Below are 21,252 nucleotides of genomic sequence, written 5' to 3'. Positions count from 1 at the left end.
GGCGCTGAGAGCGCCTGATAAATCTGTCAGTTGTCAGTGGTCGGAGCGGGCTCTCCAATAGCCAAGATGATCCAAGGGCATTGGCCCGTCCATTGAGGCTACGCGCATGACTAAATCAACGGTAACCCAGGGAATGTACATCCGCAGCACCGTCGCGCCTTATTTCGCGAAGGACGACGAGGTGACGGTCAATGGCCAACAGTACCTTTGGGTAAAGGCGGACGATAATGGCATCACGCTGCTCGACCAAAGCACCGGCAAGCAGCACCATATGAAGTGGACAGACGTCAAGGACATCGTGCAACTCAAGGAGCGACGCATACAACGTGTTCTGGCATTCGCTTCGCTGCTGAAAGAAGGTTGGATATTGGTCGATCGCAACAGTGGAGAAACCCTGTACGAACTGCCTGGCCCAGTCCTGATGATGCAACGCCCCTCGCAATCGAACTTCGGTATCGATCTCAACTATGGGACGTTCGCACGCAATTCTTCCCTGGGCGAGTTCACCTGGTTGGCAGATGGAAATCTCGACACGCTTGCCCCCCATGCGCAATCACGCCTGATTCGCAAGGCCATCGTGCAACAACGCAACGACGTGTCGTTGCCATGGGGCTATGTCGACCATATCTTTTGCTTCGTACCGCCCTCCCAGCCCGTACCGGACTACCACGCCGACCTGGCGGCACACCAGGCGTTTTTGAAAAGAGTGCTGGGTGAGTTTCATGTCGAAAGCGAATGGGCGATCACCGCCACTGAAAACGGGCGCTTCGCGATCGAACACAAGGCCGCGCACGCGAAGTCGACGAAGACGCGTTCAAGGGTGCGTCGAGCAGTGACCGAACCCTATCTGATCTCGACCGAAGCTGATGGCGCGCTCCCCGACATGACTGATTTCTCGCTCGAACGGGTGGGCAGCATCGAGGGTGGCTGGACCTCCAGCAGCACCCTCAAAGCCGGGCGCGCACTGGCCGAAGGCGAGGTGCTGACGGCCTTTCTCATCGACAGGCTCGATGGCGATATCCGCCGAATCGATTACCCGGTACCTAAGGACGCCTGCTCGGCCAAGCACTGGCCCAAGGCGTTTGCCGACCACGTGGTAGCCGCCGGCGAACCCATGACCGTGGGCGCCTGGAACGCCGACAACGGTTTCTCCACCAATGTCGAGCCCCTGCGGCTCTGGAGTCCGGCCCGCTACCGTGCCTTCAGCAATGCCCCCTTCGCCGCCAACCTGGTGCAGGCACTGGCCTGCGACGGCACCTTCAAGCCGGAAGCAGGCGAAACGCTGTGCCTGCAAGTGCGCGACCTCACCTGCCAAGCCCTGTACGAGCAGCATTTCTTCACGCCTACGACTACCCAGGCCGGCAGTCATTGGGCCAAGGCCTTGTGCGAACAGATCAACCATGACAGCCGTCTGCTGCGGGGGGGTGTGCTCAAAGACTGCCGCGTGACGCCTGCCGAGGCTGGCAACGCGTTCTGGGTCCCTCAATGCGCCGAGCTGTGCGTCACCCTCACCCAGGCCCGCTGGTGGCAGAGCCAGGCGATCGATGACGGGCTGACGCTCGAGCAGGGTCAGCCCGTGCAGGCTTGGGTCTACGATGAGTTTTCCCATCGCCTGCTCGCTCACCACCAATGGACACCCCGCAGCGATCAGTGCGCCTCGGGCAAGTGGCTCGGCGATTGGCTCACCGACCTGAACGCCTCGCCTGTGTCGCCCTATCTGCGGGTAGCGACGCACGACCCCGACGCGGGCCGGGTCGATGAGACCGACAAACTGTACCTGTGGCAACGCGGCGATGCGCTGCGCATCTTCACCACCCTGCCCGACGCGGCCGGGCGCCAGGCGGGCCCTACCCTGGACTCGGCCTGGAAGAACGACCCCCAACATGCCGTGCTGGTCACCGTCCGCCATCCGTTCAGCCGCAAATTGCTGCACCGGGCGCTGTTCAAGCCTCAGGACGGCGTCAAGCTCGATGACCGTGCGGGCTGGCTCCAGGCCTTGGCCGATTTTCTCAAGGCGCAGGCCTGGCCGGAATTGCAGGTGGGGACCAGCGCCGAAGCGCTGAGCGTGCCCCGCTTCAGCGAACTGCAGGTGCTCGTGGAGAACGTCGGTGACGGCGAAACCTGGAGCGACGGCGACTACGTCAAGTACCTGCTCGAGACCGACGACTGGCCTGGGCGCCTGCCGACCGAAAAGGCCGAGTTCAAGGTCCAGGCAGGCGAAGGCACCGTGCAGATCGAGGTGCAGTCGTTGAATGGAGAGTTGGAATTTCGCCTGAACCAGGCGGCCCATGACAAGGGGTATCGAGTGGCGGCCTGCGTGCCCCGTCCCTGTGAGCACCCGCAGTGGCCGGTGGAAGTGACCGATACCAGGGTCATCTGGGCAGGGCCGATCGATGATGGCGTCTACGACCTGCACCTGACCTATCCGGAAAGCGCTCGCGATGCCAAGGCACTCACCGTGGGCCATATCGGCGCACTGCACCCCAGGCACTTCTGGCACGCCGTACAGGCCGTGGAGTTCACACCACCGGCGGCCATGCGGGCGTATGAGGAAATCAGCTTCCTCTGCGAAGACTATGGCAACACCAACCACTCCGAAGTCTTCGACACCAGCCATCACGACCGCACGGGCGTGGATGAGCGCAGCGGCCTGTTCCATGCCCACTACCCGATCGCCACGCTGCAAGGCGCGCATGGGCTGGGGCCGGTGTGCGACCTGACGCTGCATTACTCGGCGCTGCGCGGCAACGAGGCGGGCCTGGGCGATGGCTGGGCCTGGCGCTTCTCCCGCATCGTCACCAGTTCTCTGCAGGAGAACGACCACCGCCTGCTCACGCTCGCCAATGGCACGCCGGTGATGCTCAGCGACGACCAATGGGCCCTGTTGGGCAAAGGTCAAGCCATCAAGACACCGTCCTGCCGGGTAAGCTGCAACCAGGACTACAGCACCTTCACCGTCGAGTACCCGACCGGTGCCCAGGAGATCCTGAGCAAGCCTTCCGCGCCCGGCAGTGACGAGATCGAACCCAATGACGCCTTCCGCCAGAAGGTGCTCAAGGCGCTCAAGGCGATCAAGAAAAAGAGCAAGTCCGAATTTCCACACGTACCTGATCACTGGACACAGTGGATATTGTTGGTACTCAGCCCGCCGGGCTATGGTAGCGCGGCGGCCATTGATTACAGCGAGGCGGAGAAGGCCTGGGCCAACCATGGCAATACCCGAGAACTGGACAGGCGTATCGCACTGTACGAGCGACCGTTCGTGCAACTGTTGCCCTCGCGTATCGTCTCGCCATATGGCGAAGCGCTGGACCTGCAATGGAAGCGCCAGGACGGTCAGTTTCTGCTGATGAGCATCAAGAGCGGGGAAACGCTGTTGTTCAGCGCGCAGTATCTGGATCCGCAGGCCAAGGTGGGCAGTCAGGTGAAGATGCAACTGTGGCCTGGCAGCGCCGAGGCGTTCCAGGTCGTACTGGAGCTCGAACACTATCTATTACGCACGCTCAAGCGTGAACAAAAAGGCGCCGTTTTGCAGCAGGTGGACTGTGGCTATGACGACGATCCGACCTTGGACAGGGTGCTGTGCCGCCTGCAGGAACAGGACGGCTCCGTCGAATGCGTCCAGTACGTCAAGCAGGACGCCCAACTGAAAAGCTCACCTGCCCTGCCTCGCGTGGCCTTGCATGCGCTGCTGCCCAGTGGTGGCCAGCAGAACCATATCGACCGCTATACCTACACCGGCAGCTTCCAGCACCCCAGCGATCAGTTGTTCATCGCCGCCGTGCGCAGCGGTACCCACGCCACGGTGCAGCACAGCCTGTACGCATTCGGATTGGATGAGTATGGCAACCGTATACAACTGCTCCACGGCTCGGGCTCTGCGCAGGATCATTGGCTGGAGTTTTCACTGGGTGATGAGCACACCCGGACCACCTTCCGTTACTCAGGCTGGGGAGACGAGTTGGTCGACGTGATCGAAGGCATACGCGTCAGAATCCGGGGTGAACAGATCGAAGCCGTGGCAACGTCCGCGCCGCTGGAACGCAAGACGGCGGTACTTCAACTGCTGTGGGCATATTCGACGAAGTACCGGAAACAACTGACGAGCGACATCAAGCAACTGTTGAGTCTGTCGCCGAAAACTCAGCGCGCGCGTCTGGGCAAGACCGTGGATGCCACCACTGTCGTGACGAATGCTCAAGGCAATCCACTGCGTCTGCGTGTCAAGGGCTCGCATTCCATCCACTACTGCTACTACGCAGACCAGGGAGAAAACCAGATCGCGCTGAGTGATCTGCAAGGCCTGAGCACGGTGCCGACCCTGAAGTGTCCGTTCATGCCGGCTTACGCCAATGCGCCGTTGATGGCGGAGTATCAATGTGACGATTTTGGCAATCCACAGGGGCTGAAATTGTTCGGATATCGGAAAGTCACCCGTGCAGGCCGCGATTATCTGGAGCTGGACGAGGTGGTGTTGGTGGAAGGGCTGACGGGCACCCTGACGGACGATACGCTCGATGGCACTGCCACGTGGTCACTGACGGGAGAGCAGGTGCTGTGGCACCAGATCAGCACGTCCACCTCGGCACCCACCAGCAAGAAAACCCCCAGTGAGCAGAGCAAGGTGCTCGAGTGGTCGATCACCAATACACAAACCTCGCACGCTGACGGCCAGCACATCACGCTGAGCAACGTTCAAACCTTCATCGATAATCCCACCCAGCCGGGCATTCAAGTGATCGTCAGCGCGACCACGGCCGAGGGCACGGCCCAAGTGAGCAAGGAAGTTCGCTCCCGGTACAGCAGGCGCACGCTGGAAAAGGTCGAGAATGGCGTCGAAACGCATTGGACGCGCGATGCGTCGGGGCGTGTCATTCAAGAAATTCGCTACAGGCTGGCAGCCGGAAGCACTGGAAGGACTGCGAAGCAGAAGGCCGACGAGCACATCACATCGGTGTTCAGCGTCGATGGGAGACACGTGGAGCACAGCCATAAGGACGGCAGTCAGAGCCTTTGTCATCTTGACGGCTTGCAGCGGACAGAGTGCATGCATTGGCGCCGAGCGCCTGAAGGGGCATACGTCCCCTTGGAGGCGTATTCTTATGCAGCATTGAATCTGTCTTCGGCGTCAGTCAACTGGTCGTGGGATTATCTGCCAGGAGGACAAGCCATACGCATGGATGCAAGGAGTCTGGGCAACGCAGATTCGCAACGATGGTTGAAGCTGTCGGGCGCTAACATCGGAGAAAACGCCGAGAGTGATGAGGTGGATAGTGAAACTACTCTACCGCTCGCAGCCGTTAAAAGAATTTTTATATACGGTGGAACTGCGACGTTCTTTGATCAACTTAAACTTCGCGCCTCACACGGGACTCTCGAATCGAGAACCCGTTCAATGCTCAACATACTGTCAAAAAACTTACTCAAAGAATTCCACGAATTCAATCGAGCCAAAGCAGGTGAGCTCCTCCACCGTATATTTCCAGCCATACCTTTACTCACGGATATGCAAATAGTTGGGTGGTTTAGCGTACGATTTGACAGTACGCGTTCGGCATCGGGTGCATACTCGATAGACTTGACGCCCGTGATTCAGGACATCCTCGAGCTCTTTATGCTCTTGGGCAACACTGAAGTATCGCAAGTTGGAGCACTCGAACGCATGAAGTCACTTCATCGGCCGACGCAATCGTCTTCTACCGTACGACTTACCGAACAACAATTATTGGGCACTCACCGCCTCTCTGAACGCACCACCACCAGCACCGCTGAAACCGATGGGTCTTTCCAGCAGGCGGTGCATTGGACCAACGAAACCGGCCAGCAGCACTTGCAGGTGGATGAACACTACGACACCGACGGCCGCGTGATCAGCCACACCCGTACCCTTGGCGGCCAAACACAGACCTACACGCTGGAGCGCGACATCCTCGGCCGCGTCACCAAGGTCATTCGCCCCGACGCCACGACCCTCGAGCGCGCCTACCAAGGCTTCAGCAACCGGGTCCACACGCTGACCGTCGATGGCAAGCTGGTTGCAACGCAATCCCTCAGCGACCTGGGCAAGCTGAGTACACGCAAGATCGGCAGCCGGGAGTATGCGTTCGACGAGAGCTCGGTGACCCTCCCCGACAAAACCCGCCTCCAACGGATAGAAGACGCCAAGGGCTCGCGCTTCGAGGCTGACGGCAAACTGCTGTACAGCCAGGCCAGCGCTGAAGGTTCGACCGTGCTGAGCGCCGCTGCGGATTCGGACAGCACTGCGCTTTGGCAGCAGGTAGTTGCAGATGCGCGAGTTCCGGGCCGCCGTAACACCACCGAGAAGACACCCCGAGGCACGGTCAGAGGCGCTGTATGGCAGAGCCTGCGTGGACAGCAAATCGCCGCCCTGCGTGCCGACGGCTGCCTGCGCCGCGTGTTCCCGGACAGCGAAGGCCGCCTGTTGCGCACCTGCCAGGCGCATGAGGACGTGCTTTACCGCTACGACGAACTCGGTCATCTGCAATCTCGCCAGGTGCATGCCTTGAGCGGCGCCGGGCAGTGGCAGGTTGACAGTGAGCACGACAGCTTCGACCGGGAAACCGAGCGCACTTTCCTGCGCAACGGCGCGCCCTGCTTCAGCCAGCAGATGACCTGGCGCGGCGACGGTCGGCTAGAAAGCAAGGCCAGCTACCAGGACGGTGAACTGCTGCGCACCGAGCGCTTCACCTACGACGTGCTCGACCGCCTGGAAACCTACGCCTGCGACGCCACCCGAGCGGAGCTCTGTCCGCAGGACCGCCATGGCGTACCGATCAAGGCCCAGGCGTTCACGTGGGACAGCCTGGACAATCTGACCCGCTGCGTCAGCACGCCTTTCGAGGGCGATTCCATCACCGAAACCTTCGCCTATGCCTCCGCGTCCGACCCCACCCGCCTGACGGCTGTGAAGACGGGCGAACAGGCGACGGCCCTGACGTGGAACAGCAATGGTCAATTGCAAAAGGACGGTCAGCAACGGGCATTGGCCTACACCGCCGCCGGTCAGCTCAGCAGCGTCAAGGACGATCAAGGCGCTCTGCTCGCCCGCTACGAGTACGACGGGCTCCAACGGCTGGCGGCGCAATACGACGAGCAGGACCAGAGCACTCAGGAGCTGCGCTACGACGACGACGAACTGATCGGCCTGGTCCGCTACGACAAGACAGGCCAACCCACCCGCGCCACCCATCTTTCCCCAGGGCTGGCGCAATACGATGACGACCAGGTGCGCTGGCTGATCGACGACCCACAAGCGGGGATCGTCGGCCAGGTGAGCGACGCCGACCTGCAACTCGCGCCCCTGTTGCCTTTTGGCGAAGGCGCGGCCCTGCCGGACCTGGTCAGCGGCTACAACGGCATGCGCCGCGACCCTGTGACGGGGCAGTACCCTGTCGGCAATGGCTATCGCTGCTATGACCCCGCGTTGCGTCGACATGTCCAGCCCGATTGGCTGAGCCCGTTCGGAGAAGGCGGCGTCAACGACTACGCCCACTGCCCCGACCCAGTCAACCTGCACGACCCCAGTGGCGCGATCATGCTCAGCCGTTGGGGTCAGGACAAGGAACTGAGCAACTATGCGCAGGTACTGCGCGAAACCAAGCCCATGCCCGTCGGTGGACGCTGGCGCGGTCTGGCACTCTCCGCCGTGTTGACCGTTGTCGGTATCGCCGCTTCGGTGATGACGGGCGGCGCTGCCTCAGTGTTCTTCGTCGCGATGACGACCTGCGCGGTGCTGTCGTTCGGCTTCGAGGTGGCGTCCGTCCTGACCGAAGACGTCAATCCCGAGCTGTCGAGGAAATTGGGCTATGCGTCGCTGGCCTTTGGCGTGCTGTCGCTTTACGAAAGTGCGCTGGGTCTGATCAAGAAGGTGCCGAGTCTTATCAAGCACGTCATGCGCTCCACGCGTCGATTGGGCCAGACGCTCTCGCGGATCAGGCCCGGTGCTCGAGTGCCCCGCCCCGCACTGTCGCGCATGGCGTACGCCACCCAGGAACTCGGCAGCCTTCCGGTTGCCGAATCCGGCCATCTGGGTGCAAGAGCGACGATCAAGTCCGCCGGTCTGAGGCTGATCGATTACCTGGGAGCGGTGCCGTCGATGGACCTCGCCAACCCTCGCTACGCTCGCATGGGCCTGTATGGCAAAGGGCTGCGACAGGCTCACAGGCTCAACAACTTCGCGACCCGCTCACGGCTGGCGAACACGGGGGCGTGGGTCACCGGCAACGCGATCGACCTGTACATCACACGCGGATCGATCGAAGCCTTCATTGCCATGGCCGCCAACGACGCCAGCACTCCGATCACGCCCTGGGGACGCTTCTCCATTCCGTTGAGCGAGCAGAACCTCTGGGAGCATGGCGGCGGTGGGCACTTGCTGACCTGACAAGGCGTGAAATCGCCGGCTGTTGCGCTGTCCGCGCAGCCGGCACCTGACAGAAATGCCAGTAGTCGAACATAAGCGGGGTCGCTAGGGTTCTAGTGCCACTCCGGCATTTCTCGACAAGGAGCTGAATAATGAGCGAGGCAAAAGTTGCAAAGGTGAAGATGTTCAACACCAAGCTGAAAGCAGGCTTCCTCGACTACGAGATCGATGAGGACGATGTCGTCCTCCCATCCGAGGCCGTGGGTTCGCTGGATTTGAAGAATGGCGACGAAGTATCGTTCGAGGTGATCAAAAAAGGCGATAAGCATCACGCCACCAACGTCAAACTCAAGTAACCCCTTCAGCACCCTGAAGGCTTGTGTTGAGCACTATGGACCTGCCCGACCACCGCGCGCTGCCTGCCCGTGCATGACCGCGACAGATACTGCGATCACGCTCGACAGGCAGTTCGCGTCACCGTGGCGACTTCCAATCTTCTGTCTACGGCTTGGCACTGTTCGTCCCGGGCTGGGCGGATGGCTGTTGCCAGACGATGCGCGTCGGATCAGCCTGATCATGGGTGGATTGGACGAATGTGCCGGATTGCGCAGGGATGTTCTGGTCCTGGAAGCTCAGCGCCTGCTGCTCGAACACCTGGCGCCGCGCATCGAACCGCAGGTCATGCCGCGCCACGTTGCCACCCCAGTCGTCCGAGGGCAGGGACAGGTAGCTGATGGCATAGGAAGGTTCGGTCATCGAGCCCATGACCAGGTACACGCCGTAATGATCCTCGCCGGGCGAGACGATCTTGTAGACGCCATTGTCGTAGTAATAGATGGTCGCCAGCTCGAAGGGCTTCTCGCTGTACATCACCTCGTACCTGAGCTGGTGAACGAAAGTCGGTTTGCCGACCTTGACGCTGATGTGCGAGGCGGGGCCATCCTCGGCCTGCACCAGCGCGCTCAGGCCCAAGGCAACCCCCATCAGCATGTGGCGTGCGTCCATCGCAAGTCTCCTCTCAGTGCGCATGAAGGCCCAAGCATAGGCGCCGAGGGCCGCGCGGTGCGGTACTCGGCGCCACAGAGACAGGTCTGACCGACTTCGGCGAGAAGCCCTACCCGGGTCAGAAGCCCATCGTCGCCGACAGCAGCCAGGTGCGCGGTGCCGACAGGGTCAGGCCGGTGGCGGTGCCCTCGGGCACGTTGGCCGAGGCCCAGTAGGTCTTGTCCAGCACGTTCTCGACGCTGGCGCGCAAGGTCAGGTCCTTGTCGCCCAGCTTGAGGGCATAGCGCGCGCCCAGGTCGTAGCGCTGCCAGGCATCGATCTTCTGCCGGTTGGCGGCATCCAGGTACTGATTTCCGGTATGGATCACCCGGGCACTGAGGGTCAGACCATCGACAGCGGGCAGGTCCCATTCCACACCCAGGTTAGCGTTGACCACTGGCGCGCCGATGGCCCGGTTGCCATCGTTGCGGCCGTTGGCGGTGCGGGTCTGCTCGGCGTCGAGGAACATCGCGCCCCCCAGCACACGCACACGCTCCAACGGCTCGCCGAACAGGCTGATCTCCAGGCCCTGGTTGCGCTGCTCGCCGTCGGCGCTGAGGTTGTTCTGCGCATCGGTGTAGTACGACGGCTTGTCGATTCGGAACACGCTGACGGTGGTACTGAAACGCCCCATGTCGTACTTGGCACCCACCTCCCATTGCTTGCTGCGATAGGGTGCGAACACTTTGCCCGCGTTGTTCGCCGTCTCCGGGGCCGTCTGCCCCTGGGTCAAGCCTTCCATGTAGTTGAAGTACAGCGATAGCTGATCCGTGCTGCGCCATACCAGGCCTACCGCCGGCGAAGTCGCGTGCTCGTCGTAGCGCTGGTCGGGCTCGCCGGGTTCGGAACTGTCCACCTCCACACGCTGCAAGCGTGCGCCCAAGGTCAGCAATACGGTGTCGTCGACAAAACTGAGGGTGTCGGCCAGGGCCAGGCTCGACAGCACGGTGTGGGTGTGCACCGGACTGTCCAGCGCCAGCGGCGCGCCAGGCTTGGGCAAGGCGACCGGCTGGTACAGGTTGCTGATGCCGCTGGCATAGCGCGCGCCGTTGTTGTCGAAGGTCAGGTCGAAACGGTTGAGGCTGACATTCAGCGTGTGGCCGACCGGCCCGGTGTCGAACCAGCCGCGCACGCCGACAGTGCCGGTGACCACGTCCTCATCGCGTTGGAAGGCGCGCGGACTGACGGTGAAACGCCCGGCCGAATTGACCACCTGCACGGCGTGGCGCATGAAATCGTAGTCGCCTTTGCGGGCGCCGAGGGCGCCATGCAGCATCCAGTTGTCGCTCAGGTCATATTCGCCGCGCACCGCGCCGAAGGTGTCCTTGGCCCGCGAATAGCTCCATGGCTGGGCGAAGTTGTGGTGCACGTCCTTGGCATCCGGCACCTTGAGCCCGGCGGCCAAGCCTACGCGCTCCATCGGTGCATCTACATCGCGCTGCTGATGGCCGAGGTCCAGGGACAGCCGCGTGCGATCGCCCTGCATGTCCAGGCCCAGCACCGTGGCCTCACGCTCGATGCGCTGGTGGTCCCATTCGGTGTCGCCGGCCTGGCGCAGCGCGTTCAGGCGCACGCCGAAGCGCTGTCCTTCGCCGAAACGACGCCCGATGTCCAGGTGCCCGCCGCCCTGCCCTGGGCTTGCGTACAACGCGGTGAACTCGGTCAGCGGGGTGTCGCCCGCGCGCTTGGGCTCGATGTTGACCCCGCCGCCGATGCTGCCGTTGGGCGCCAGACCGCCGAGCAGCGCGCCAGGGCCTTTGAGGATATCGACCCGCTCGATCATTTCCATGTCGATCGAATAGGTCGGCAGCACGCCATACAAACCGCCGTAAGCGACATCGCTGTTGTAGAGGCTGAAGCCGCGCACGGAGAATTGCTCGAAACGCCCGCCGGCCGGGTTGGTGCTGCGCACCGAAGGGTCGTTGGCCACGGCGTCGGCCAGGGTGCGGGCCTGTTGGTTCTGCAGCAGTTCGCTGGTGTAGGAGGTGACGCTCAGCGGCGTCTCCATGTAGTCGCGCTCGCCCAGCATGCCCAGGGTGCTGCGCCGCGACACCTGGCCGCCGGCGTAGCTGTCGTCGGCCATGCCCAGTCCCTGACCGTGCACGGTGGTCTCGGGCAGTACCTGCACACCCTCGACCGGCTCGACCTGATGCACCAAGGTATAGCTGCCTGGACCGGCCGGCACCAGCGTCAGCCCGGAGCCGCGCAACAAGGCGGCAAAGCCCTCTTCCACAGCGTACTCGCCCTCAAGGCCCAGGCTGCTGCGTCCGGCTACCAGTGCAGGATCGACCGACAGGCTGACGCCGGCTTGACCGGCAAACCGGGTCAGCACTGCGCCGAGACTGCCGCCGCCGACCTGGAAGCTGCGCCGTGGCGATTCCTCCGCCCAGGCACTGGCAGGCAGCCCCAGCGCAAGGAGCAGACCGGCACGCAGCAACTGCGTGGACAAAGGGCGTAACGAGGGGGAACGGGACATCCGCAAGGTTCTCTGCTCAGGGGTGGATACCCGTGATGACAAGCGAGTGAGTAAAAGGGGACAGCGCTCAGGCGATTTTCTTGCCTGGCGTCAGCGAGACCCAGTAGCGGGTACGGTAATGCACCTGAACAGGCAGGCTCGCGGCCAACAGTGCGAGGATGCGGTCGGTGTCGTCGAGCTGGAAGGTGCCGGTCACAGGCAGGCGTTCCACGGCCGGGTCCCAACGCAACACCCCTGGGCGATAGCGGTCCAGTTCACGCAGCAGTTCCCCCAGCGGCCGGTCGTCGACGATCAGCAGGCCCTGTTGCCAGCCGGGCAGTTGCGCATCGAATGCTTGCAGGCCGGTCACCGCGGCAGGCGCAAGGGTCGCCCGTTGCCCGGCCTGCAGCTGCAGCCTCGGTCCGGCCAGCGGTTGCAGGCTCACCCGCCCCCGACTGACCGACACCAGGCAGCCTTGATGCTGCTCGCGCACGCAGAGGCTGGCGGCCTCGGCCTGCAATACACCGTCGCGCGTCTGCACCCAGAGCTGCCCAGGCGAGTCCAGGCTGATTTCACCCTGCACCAGTTGAAGTCGATGGTGCCCCTCGGCGAAGTCCAGGTTCACCGCACTGGCGGTGTTCAACTGCAGGCGGGTGCCACCGGCCAACGCCACTGCCCGCCGCTCGCCGGTGGCCGTGCGCAGGTCGGCACGCCAGCTCGACAGCGGCAACTGGCGGTAGCCGGCCCAGGCGATCGGCGCCAGGACGGCGACGCCCAGCATCTGCCGCATCACCCGCCGACGCTCAGGATCGGGTCGGTCCAGACAGGCTACCGCCAGAGGCGCCGGTACCTGAGCGAAGCGTTGCCTGAGGGTTTGCGCCTTCTGCCACAAGGCCTCATGGGCGTCACTGCGCGCGCGCCACTGTTGGAGCGCACGCGCTTGATCGCCATCCAGCGGGCCAGCGTCCTGCAAGGCCAACCATCGCGCCGCCTCGCGGGCCAACTGGCGGGCATCGCCGCGGCCAGGGCTGGTCACAGGTCCGCCAGCAGGCAGTGTTCGTAAGCCTTGACCATGTAGCGCTTGACCGTGCGCTCGGACACCGCGAGGCGCTGAGCGATGCCAGCGTAATCCAGCCCTTCCAATTGCGACCAGAGAAAAGCGCGGCGTACGGCACTGGGTAGGCCGTCGAGCAACTCATCCAGCGCCTGCAGGGTTTCGAGCAGCAGCCAGCGCTGCTCAGGCGATGGCGCCAGGGCCTGCGGGAGGTTGGCCAAGGCCTGCAGGTACGCCTGCTCCAGGCTGCGCCGCTTGTAATGATTGACCAGCAGGCGACGCCCCACCGTCAGTAGATAGGCGCGCGGCTCCCTCAAGCCCGACAAGGCGCTGGTCTGCTGCGCCGCCAGCACGCGCAGAAAGGTGTCGTGGGTCAGATCCGCTGCGGCCCAGGTATCGCCCAGCCGCCGTTGCAGCCAGCCTTGCAGCCAACTGCGATGGTCACGGTAAAGGGTGTCGAAGCTGGAATCGGGCGCCGCGGCAGGCTCGGACATTCGAAGACACACTGAAGAGAACGGGGTACGAATGCGAGTGATTCTAATTAGTTCTCATGGGCGCGCCAAGCGCACCGCTGCAATAGGCGGCTTGATAACCGTGTTTGAAGGGGATTGGTCGTGCATGACGCGCTGCAGTGCACCGGGCATGCACCAAAGGCAGCGCTGAAACAGAATTATTTTCTGATGAGCCGAAATATCACTTGACCTGCAAATGATAACCATTATTATTGCACTCAGCCGGTCGAGAGACTGGCTGGATAACCTGGAGTCCTCAGGTCGGACGCTCAGATTATCTCCTCATCAGGCTAATCACGGTTTTTGACCCGGCTTTTTGCCGGGTCTTTTTTTTGGCTCTTCAGGCTAATGAAGAAGGGTTACCGCTTTGAATGGCCGCGATGATATCAAAGGCATAGCAATCGGTGAATGCGTGGCGCAGCAATTTGCGCAAACAGCACTTGAGAATCAATCTCGTTAAGATTAAGCTGAGCCGCGCATCAGGGAAGATGCCCCCTTCGTTCCCTCCCCGCGCAAGGAGCCGTCCATGAGCCGCCTATTGCTGCCCTTCGAGCACGATCCGCATGTCCCCCAGTGCGCGACCGAAAATGCGCTGCTACAGCACCTCGCACGCTTGCCACGCCGAGTGCAGCAGATTTTCCTGCTCAGCCGACTCGATCAGCTCGGTATCGCCGACATCGCCCAGCGCCTGGACCTACCCCTGGCGGCGGTCGAACGTCACCTGCTCCAGGCCCTGGACAGTGCTCGCCCGCGAGGCGATCAACTGGCGGGTGTCGCCGGACGCTGGTATGTGCGCTTGCAGAGTCCACAGGCCACGACGTGCGAGCGCATCGACTTCCGCCGCTGGCTGGACGCCTCGCCACAGCACCTGCACGCGTTCCGTCAGACCGAACTGCGCTGGCGCGCACTGTTGGCCCCGGCCAGACACCTAGGCGCAGACGGCTGGTACCGTCACGGACGTGCCGCGTTCTCCCTGGGCGGCTGCTCTGTTGCGCTGGTACTGGGCGTTGCTGCCGCACTGGCGCTCGGACTCCTGGCCTGAGATCGAACCTGCCCCGCGCCTGCCCCGAACCGCTCGTGGGTGTACAGTAGCGTCACAACAACGCCATAGGAGCCTGGCAATGACCGTGACGCTGTCCCCCCTGCAGATCGACTGCGACTTCGATTCCGGCAACATCCATGTCCTGGATGCCAACGACCCGCATCAGGTACACCTGGCTATTCGCCCCGACACCCACAGCGGCCATTATCAATGGTTCCACTTCAGGGCTAGCGGCCTGACGCCAGGGCAGCGCCACAGTTTCAGCCTCGACAATGCCCATGGCTCGTCCTATCCCAATGCCTGGGAGGGCTATCACGCGGTGGGCTCCTACGACCAACAGCACTGGTTTCGCATCCCCAGCACCTTCGACGGCACAGCCCTGACCTTCAGCTTGGACGCCGAACAGCCCATCGCCTGGTTCGCCTACTTCGAGCCCTACCCTCGCGCTCGCCACAACCAGTTGATCGAACGCGCCCTCAAGATCGACGGCGTCGAGTTGCTGGCCAGCGGGCGCAGCGTGCAAGGTCGCGATATTCCCTTGCTGCGCGCCAGCTCGGGGACGGGTACCCGGCGCAAGCTGTGGCTGATCGCCCAGCAGCATCCGGGCGAGCATATGGCCGAATGGTTCATGGAAGGCGTGATCGAACGCCTGGAATCCAAGGATCCCAGCCTTCAGCGCCTGCTCGCTGCCGCCGACCTGTACCTGATCCCCAACATGAACCCGGATGGCGCGTTCCACGGCCATCTGCGCACCAACTTCAAAGGCAAGGACCTCAACCGTGCGTGGCAGGACGCCAGCGTCGAACTCAGCCCGGAAGTGTTCTTCGCCCAGAGCCAGATGAAGCTGCACGGCGTCGACGCCTTCATCGACGTGCACGGCGACGAGGAGATCCCTCACGTGTTCACCGCCGCTTGCGAAGGCAACCCCGGTTATACGCCGCGCATCGCCGCACTCGAGGATCAGTTCCGCACCACGCTGTGTCGCCTGACGCCCGACTTCCAGACCACTCACGGCTACACCCGCGACCAACCTGGCCAGGCCAACATGACCCTGGCCTGCAATGCGGTGGGCCAGGCCCACGATTGCCTGGCGCTGACCCTGGAAATGCCGTTCAAGGATCACGATGACAACCCTGACCCACGCACCGGCTGGTCGGGCGCCCGCTCGGCGGCCCTGGCCGGTGCCGTGTTGCAGACGCTGGAGCAGATGATCGCGGTTCTGCGTTGAGCCAGCCTCTTCGCGAACGCACACCGCTATAGACGCAACGCGATCTCGAAACAGCGTCACGGGAAAGCTATATAAATTTCGCCGTGAAGCAGAACCTACCTTAATTCTTACTCTCAAATGGCCATGTTCCCGGCGAAAACCGTCACTTTCTGATACCTTGCATAGCACACACCTTGTTGCGCAGACGCCTATGGCCGCCCTGTGTGGCCATGACGGGAGAGTTTCCTTGACCACCGCTGAAAATGCCTTCGATCAAGCCGTTGAACGTTGCGCCCAGGAACCCATCCAGATCCCTGGCAGCATCCGCTCCCACGGCTTCATGCTGGTGCTCGACGAGCAGGATCTGCGCATTCTCCAGATCAGCGAAAATGCCAGCCAGTGGCTCGGCAGTACCGCCACCGACCTGATTGGCAAGACCCTGCCTACGCTGATGGAGGCCGGTTTCGATGCCCGTCGCCAACTCGAACGCCTGCCCGTCGACGAGATCTTTCCCTTCCACATCGGCGACGTGAAACTGCATGATGGCGCCCCCTGGACCGATTGTCTGCGCCTGTTGGTGCATCGCCATGATCAGGTGCTGATCGCTGAATTCGAGCCCTGCATGCCGTCCGCCGGTCAAGGCGATCAAGACGACTACTACCCCTTGGTGCGCGCGTTCGTCAGCAGTCTTCAGCAGGCCAGCAGTATCGAGGACCTGCTGCAGCAGTCGGTGCAGCAGGTCAAGCGCATCACCGGCTTCGGACGGGTCAAAGCCTACCGATTCGATGCCGAGGGCAATGGCCAGGTGCTCGCCGAAGTGGCAGACGCTGGCTACCCGCGCTATCAAGGCCTGTGTTTCCCAGCCTCGGACATTCCACGCCAGGCTCGCGAGCTGTACCGCATCAACCGCATTCGCCTGATCGAAGATGCCAACTACACGCCCTCGCCCTTGCTGCCGACGCTCAACCCGCGCACAGGTAAACCCCTGGACATGAGTTTCGCCGCGCTGCGCAGCGTCTCCCCCGTTCATCTTCAATACATGCGAAACATGGGGACGCTGGCCTCGATGTCGCTGTCGATCGTGGTCGAAGGTCAGCTCTGGGGCCTGATCTCCTGCCATCATGAGCAGCCGCGCGCGGTGGACTTCCGCACCCGCGCGGCCTGCGAGTTGCTGAGCAGCGTGCTCTCGCTGCAACTCGAAGCCCACGAGGCGCACAGCGCCACGCGCACCCTGCTCAACCTGCGCCAGCGTATCGTCCACATGCTCTCGGCCATGGCCGACTATGACAGCGTCAGCGACGGCCTGCTGAGCCTGCCCGAGGTATTCCTGGACTTCGCCGACGCCACGGGCGCGGCCATCATCAGTGCCGAACGGTGCGAGCTGATCGGCAGCACGCCCACCGAGGCGGTGATCAACGAGCTGGTGCAATGGTTGTCGCGCCGTGGCGACGATGCCGTTTTCAGTAGCGACAATCTGGGTCGCGATATCGCCGAGGTGCCAGAACTGACGAAGTACGCCGGCGGCCTGCTCGCCGTCGCGATTTCGCAGATTCACTCGCATTACCTGCTGTGGTTCCGTCCAGAGCAGGTGCGCACCGTCGATTGGGCCGGCCGACCGCTCAAGGAAATCAGCGTTCAAGGTAGTCTCAGCCCGCGCCACAGCTTCGACGCCTGGCATGAAGTGGTACGCGGCTTCAGCGCCCCATGGGATCCTTTGGTGATCGACGGCGCGGGCGAGCTGCGCACCGCAGTGCTGGGCATCGTGCTGCGCAAGGCCGAGGAAATGGCGCAACTGAGCGGTGAGCTGCAGCGCTCGAACAAGGAGCTCGAAGCCTTCTCCTACAGTGTCTCGCATGACCTGCGTGCACCGCTGCGGCACATCGCCGGCTACTCCGAGCTGCTCGGCGAAGTCGAGGGCCAAGGCCTGTCCGAACGCGGCCAGCGCTTCCTCAAGCACATTGGCGAGGCCGCGCACTTCGCCGGCTCGCTGGTGGACAACCTGCTCAATTTCTCGCAAATGGGGCGCTCGGCATTGCGCTTGTCGGATGTCGATCTCAATGCCCTGGTGGAGAACATTCTCCAGGAGTCGGCCCCGGACTACGCCGACCGCGAGATCGAATGGCACGTCGAGCGCTTGCCCAAAGTGATCGCCGACCCGGCGTTCATCAATCTGGTCCTGCAGAATCTGATCGGTAACGCAATCAAATACACACGCGGACGGCAGCCGGCGCGGATCGAGATCGGCGCGCTCCAGCACCCCGAAACGGTCGAGGTGTTCGTACGCGACAACGGCGTGGGTTTCGACATGACCTACGCCAGCAAACTGTTCGGAGTGTTCCAGCGCCTGCACCGCATGGAGGACTTCGAAGGGACCGGCATCGGGCTGGCCAGCGTGCGCCGCATCATCGAGCGGCACGACGGTCGAGTCTGGGCCGAGGGGGAAGTCGACAAGGGCGCCACCTTCCATTTCGCCCTGCCCGTCATCCGTTAACACCTGAGGTAACCTGACACATCATGCTCAAACCGATCTTGCTGGTCGAAGACAACCCCCGTGACCTGGAGCTGACCCTCCTGGCCCTGGAACGCAGCCAGTTGGCCAACGAAGTCATCGTGCTGCGCGATGGCGCAGACGCCCTCGATTATCTGCTACGCCGCAACGCCTATGCCGACCGCGACGACGGCAACCCTGCCGTCATGCTCTTGGACCTGAAATTGCCGAAGGTCGACGGACTTGAAGTGCTCAAGGAAGTGCGCGATACGCCAGAACTGCGCAGCATCCCCACGGTGATGCTGACCTCTTCGCGCGAGGAGCCCGATCTGCTGCGTGCTTATGAACTCGGCGTCAACGCCTATGTGGTCAAGCCGGTGGAATTCAAGGAGTTCGTCGCCGCCATCTCCGACCTGGGGATTTTCTGGGCCGTACTCAACGAACCTCCACCCGGCTCGCTGCGTCTGAATCGTCGCAGCAGCAACTGAAGGCGTCCTTGATGCAGCCCACCGCATTGAACCTGCTGATGGTCGAAGACAGCTCCATGGATGCCGAGCTGAGCTTGATGCGCTTGGAGCGCAGCGGTTTTCATGTCAAGGCGCAGGTGGTCTTCGATCACGCTGGGGTCGAAAAAGCCCTGCGCGAGGGCAACTTTGACCTGATCCTCTGCGATTGCGTGTTGCCCGGCTCTTCCGGCACCGACGTACTGGCCATCGCCCAGCACCTGGCGCCGGACGTGCCTTTCATCTTCCTGTCCGGCATCTATGGCGAAGAACACGCGGTGGAGATGATCCGCCTGGGCGCCACCGACTACGTGCTCAAGAAGAACCTGCCGTTGCTGCCCAAAGCGGTGCGACGGGCGCTGGCCGAGGTCCAGGAGCGTCAGCGCAGACGCCGTGCCGAGGAAGCGCTGGCCGATGTCGAGGCCCGCGCGCGCATCGCCATCGACGCTGCCGGCATGGGCACCTGGGACTACCGCCCCGCTGACGACCTGCTGCTGTGGGACGACCGCTGCAAGGCTTTGTTCGGCTTGCCCATCGACACCGAGATGAGCCTGGAGACCTTCTACGCCGGCATCCATCCCGAGGACGCGGCCTTCGTAAAGCAGGCCGTCATGCAATCGATGCAGCCTGACAGCGATGGTCACTACCGCGCCGAGTTTCGCAGCATTGCTCCCGGCAGGCCCGAGCCTCATTGGCTGCTGTCCACCGGGCAGACGCAATTCGTCGACGGTCGCTGCGTGCGCTTCTCCGGCGTGCTACAGGACATTCACACACAGCGCCAGGCCACCCAAGCGCTCAAGCAACTCAACGAGATGCTCGGCGAGCGCGTGGAGCGACGCACCCGCGAACGCGACCGCGCCTGGGAACTGTCGCAGGACTTGCTCGCGGTACTCAATAAAGACCTCACACCGGTGGCGCTTAACCCGGCCTGGGAGGCCGTGCTGGGCATCAGCCGCGAACGCCTGAGTCAGACCTCGCTGCTGCACCTGCTGCCCGAGCACGAACACGAGGCTTTCCTGGAAGAGCTCGCCGCCCTCGCCCACGGCCGCACCAGCGCCCGTTTCGTCGGCCGGATCCAGCACGCGGGCGGCCAGCAACGCTGGCTGTCCTGGGTCGTGGTACCCGAAGACACCCTGCTCTATGTGGTGGCCCGCGATATCACCAGCGAGCGCGAGTCTGCCCTCGGCCTGGCCGAAGCCAACAGTCGCCTGCGCGACCAGATTCTCGAACGCGAGCGTATCGAGGCGGCGCTGCAGCAGATGCAACGCCTGGAGGCCGTCGGCCAACTGACCGCTGGCGTGGCGCACGACTTCAACAACCTGCTGACGGTAATACTCACCGGCGCCAGCTTCGTCGAGCGCGACCTGAACAAAGGCGATCTGGAGAAGGCGCGCAGCCGCCTGAAACACGTGCGCGAAGCCGGTGAGCGGGGTGCCAAGCTCACCTCGCAGTTGCTGTCCTTCTCCCGCCGCCAACGTCTCGAGCCCGTGCCCCTGAATATGAACCGCACGCTGGGCGGCCTCGAGGAATTGCTGCGCCGTACCTTGGGCGGCAACATCTCGGTGCGGCTGGACCTGGACGACAGCCTGTGGCAGGCGATGACCGACCCGACCCAGACCGAGATGATCATCCTGAACCTGGCAATCAACGCCCGCGATGCCATGCCGGCCGGTGGTCAGCTCACCCTGACGACGCGCAACACCCGGATCGAAAGCCGCGCGCAGCGTCCCGAAGATCCCGAGCCGGGCGATTACGTCATGCTGTCGATCCGCGACACGGGTTGCGGCATGAGCGAGGACGTGGTGGCACGGGTATTCGAACCCTTCTTCACCACCAAGGACATCGGCAAGGGCTCCGGACTGGGCCTGGCCCAGGTGTTCGGCTTCGCCAAGCAGTCCGGGGGTGGCGTGCGCATCGAGACCACGCCCGAGGTCGGCACACGGGTCAGTGTGTATCTGCCAGCGGTCAAGCAGATCGAGACGAGCGAGCCGCAAACCACTGGTACACCCCAGACCAGCTCGTTCAACGGTCATGACCGCGTGGTCCTGCTGGTGGACGACGATCATCTGGTGCGCGACATGCTCGGCGATGTGCTGCGCCTGTACGGCTACCAAGTGCGTCAGGCGCACAGTGGCGAGCAGGCCCTGGCGCTGCTCGATGAACAGATCGACCTGCTGCTGACCGACTTTGCCATGCCCGAATTCAATGGCGCGCAGTTGGCCGCGGCCGCGCGTGAGCGCTACCCACAGTTACCCGTGGTTTTTCTCACCGGCTACGCTGAACTGGAAGGTCTCGAACTGCCCGGCAGCCTGGTGATGCAAAAGCCTGTGCAAGCCGAGGAACTGACACGCGCCTTGAACGAATTGCTGGCAAGCGGCTGAAGCATGAAACGGCGCGCTTCGGCGCGTCAGGCTTTTCGAGGGGAAACGAAAAATCCCCAGACCGAAGCTTCGGCTGGAGAACTTTAAATCTGGAAGGAAATGGCAGGGGCGGCTGGATTCGAACCAACGCATGGCAGGATCAAAACCTGCTGCCTTACCGCTTGGCGACGCCCCTGTAGAGAA

11 protein-coding genes and 1 tRNA gene are annotated in these 21,252 nt (G+C 62.9%); 7 read left to right on the top strand and 5 right to left on the bottom strand.

Translation table 11 applies throughout. The annotated features are described in order from the left end of the window. Positions 1–106: 106 nt before the first annotated feature. Both Q7C30_RS20260 and Q7C30_RS20255 read left to right on the top strand, forming a co-directional pair. Entirely contained in the window at positions 107–8,404 is an 8,298-nt protein-coding gene (locus tag Q7C30_RS20260; RefSeq protein ID WP_317872535.1) for an RHS repeat-associated core domain-containing protein, read from the top strand. Positions 8,405–8,535: 131 nt separating this feature from the next. Next, positions 8,536–8,739: a cold shock domain-containing protein gene (locus tag Q7C30_RS20255; RefSeq protein ID WP_029613323.1), complete on the top strand. Its 204-nt coding sequence runs from the start codon at positions 8,536–8,538 to the stop codon at positions 8,737–8,739. 145 nt (positions 8,740–8,884) lie between these two features. Here Q7C30_RS20255 and Q7C30_RS20250 read toward each other — a convergent pair whose 3' ends face one another. The 4 genes from Q7C30_RS20250 to Q7C30_RS20235 form a co-directional block, all read right to left on the bottom strand. After that, the gene (locus Q7C30_RS20250; RefSeq protein WP_029613324.1) at positions 8,885–9,388 is read right to left on the bottom strand and encodes a hypothetical protein; all 504 of its coding nucleotides are present in this window, start codon (positions 9,386–9,388) and stop codon (positions 8,885–8,887) included. Positions 9,389–9,506: 118 nt separating this feature from the next. Then, on the bottom strand, positions 9,507–11,903 hold the full coding sequence (locus Q7C30_RS20245) for a TonB-dependent receptor (RefSeq protein WP_317872534.1): 2,397 nt from the start codon (positions 11,901–11,903) through the stop codon (positions 9,507–9,509). Between the two features lie 67 nt (positions 11,904–11,970). Next, on the bottom strand, positions 11,971–12,918 hold the full coding sequence (locus Q7C30_RS20240; RefSeq protein ID WP_317872533.1) for a FecR domain-containing protein: 948 nt from the start codon (positions 12,916–12,918) through the stop codon (positions 11,971–11,973). Further along, positions 12,915–13,430, bottom strand: a complete 516-nt coding sequence (locus Q7C30_RS20235) for a sigma-70 family RNA polymerase sigma factor (RefSeq protein ID WP_317872532.1) — start codon at positions 13,428–13,430, stop codon at positions 12,915–12,917. Before Q7C30_RS20235 ends, Q7C30_RS20240 begins: the two co-directional genes overlap by 4 nt. 544 nt (positions 13,431–13,974) lie before the next feature. Between Q7C30_RS20235 and Q7C30_RS20230 the strand changes: the two genes are divergently transcribed. The 5 genes from Q7C30_RS20230 to Q7C30_RS20210 all read left to right on the top strand — a co-directional run bounded on the left by Q7C30_RS20230 (position 13,975) and on the right by Q7C30_RS20210 (position 21,069). Beyond that, positions 13,975–14,490 carry a DUF4880 domain-containing protein gene (locus Q7C30_RS20230; RefSeq protein ID WP_317872531.1) on the top strand — a complete coding sequence of 172 codons (516 nt, stop codon included), beginning with the start codon at positions 13,975–13,977 and terminating at the stop codon, positions 14,488–14,490. A gap of 79 nt (positions 14,491–14,569) precedes the next feature. Next, positions 14,570–15,718, top strand: coding sequence for a M14-type cytosolic carboxypeptidase (locus Q7C30_RS20225; RefSeq protein ID WP_317872530.1), 1,149 nt, complete (start codon positions 14,570–14,572; stop codon positions 15,716–15,718). Positions 15,719–15,908: 190 nt separating this feature from the next. Beyond that, complete coding sequence (locus Q7C30_RS20220) at positions 15,909–18,188, top strand: ATP-binding protein (RefSeq protein WP_317872529.1); 2,280 nt, start codon at positions 15,909–15,911, stop codon at positions 18,186–18,188. A gap of 23 nt (positions 18,189–18,211) precedes the next feature. Further along, complete coding sequence (locus Q7C30_RS20215) at positions 18,212–18,673, top strand: response regulator (protein WP_029613330.1); 462 nt, start codon at positions 18,212–18,214, stop codon at positions 18,671–18,673. A gap of 11 nt (positions 18,674–18,684) precedes the next feature. Beyond that, positions 18,685–21,069: a response regulator gene (locus tag Q7C30_RS20210; RefSeq protein ID WP_317872528.1), complete on the top strand. Its 2,385-nt coding sequence runs from the start codon at positions 18,685–18,687 to the stop codon at positions 21,067–21,069. Between the two features lie 100 nt (positions 21,070–21,169). Here the strand turns inward: Q7C30_RS20210 and Q7C30_RS20205 are convergent. Next, positions 21,170–21,244, bottom strand: a tRNA-Gln gene (locus Q7C30_RS20205). Between the last annotated feature and the right edge of the window lie 8 nt (positions 21,245–21,252).

Origin of the sequence: Pseudomonas sp. RAC1 (assembly GCF_030658255.1) — a bacterium.
Lineage (GTDB): Bacteria > Pseudomonadota > Gammaproteobacteria > Pseudomonadales > Pseudomonadaceae > Aquipseudomonas > Aquipseudomonas boreofloridensis.
This window is presented reverse-complemented; position numbering and strand designations above follow the sequence as displayed.

What these genes read in the sequence shown, in the direction of transcription:
- Q7C30_RS20215 (WP_029613330.1), top strand. Translation starts at nt 18,212, where the DNA reads ATGCTCAAACCGATCTTGCTGGTCGAAGACAACCCCCGTGACCTGGAG.
- Q7C30_RS20210 (WP_317872528.1), top strand. Translation starts at nt 18,685, where the DNA reads ATGCAGCCCACCGCATTGAACCTGCTGATGGTCGAAGACAGCTCCATG.
- Q7C30_RS20250 (WP_029613324.1), bottom strand. Translation starts at nt 9,388, where the DNA reads ATGGACGCACGCCACATGCTGATGGGGGTTGCCTTGGGCCTGAGCGCG.
- Q7C30_RS20260 (WP_317872535.1), top strand. Translation starts at nt 107, where the DNA reads ATGACTAAATCAACGGTAACCCAGGGAATGTACATCCGCAGCACCGTC.
- Q7C30_RS20245 (WP_317872534.1), bottom strand. Translation starts at nt 11,903, where the DNA reads ATGTCCCGTTCCCCCTCGTTACGCCCTTTGTCCACGCAGTTGCTGCGT.
- Q7C30_RS20225 (WP_317872530.1), top strand. Translation starts at nt 14,570, where the DNA reads ATGACCGTGACGCTGTCCCCCCTGCAGATCGACTGCGACTTCGATTCC.
- Q7C30_RS20230 (WP_317872531.1), top strand. Translation starts at nt 13,975, where the DNA reads ATGAGCCGCCTATTGCTGCCCTTCGAGCACGATCCGCATGTCCCCCAG.
- Q7C30_RS20255 (WP_029613323.1), top strand. Translation starts at nt 8,536, where the DNA reads ATGAGCGAGGCAAAAGTTGCAAAGGTGAAGATGTTCAACACCAAGCTG.
- Q7C30_RS20235 (WP_317872532.1), bottom strand. Translation starts at nt 13,430, where the DNA reads ATGTCCGAGCCTGCCGCGGCGCCCGATTCCAGCTTCGACACCCTTTAC.
- Q7C30_RS20220 (WP_317872529.1), top strand. Translation starts at nt 15,909, where the DNA reads ATGGCCGCCCTGTGTGGCCATGACGGGAGAGTTTCCTTGACCACCGCT.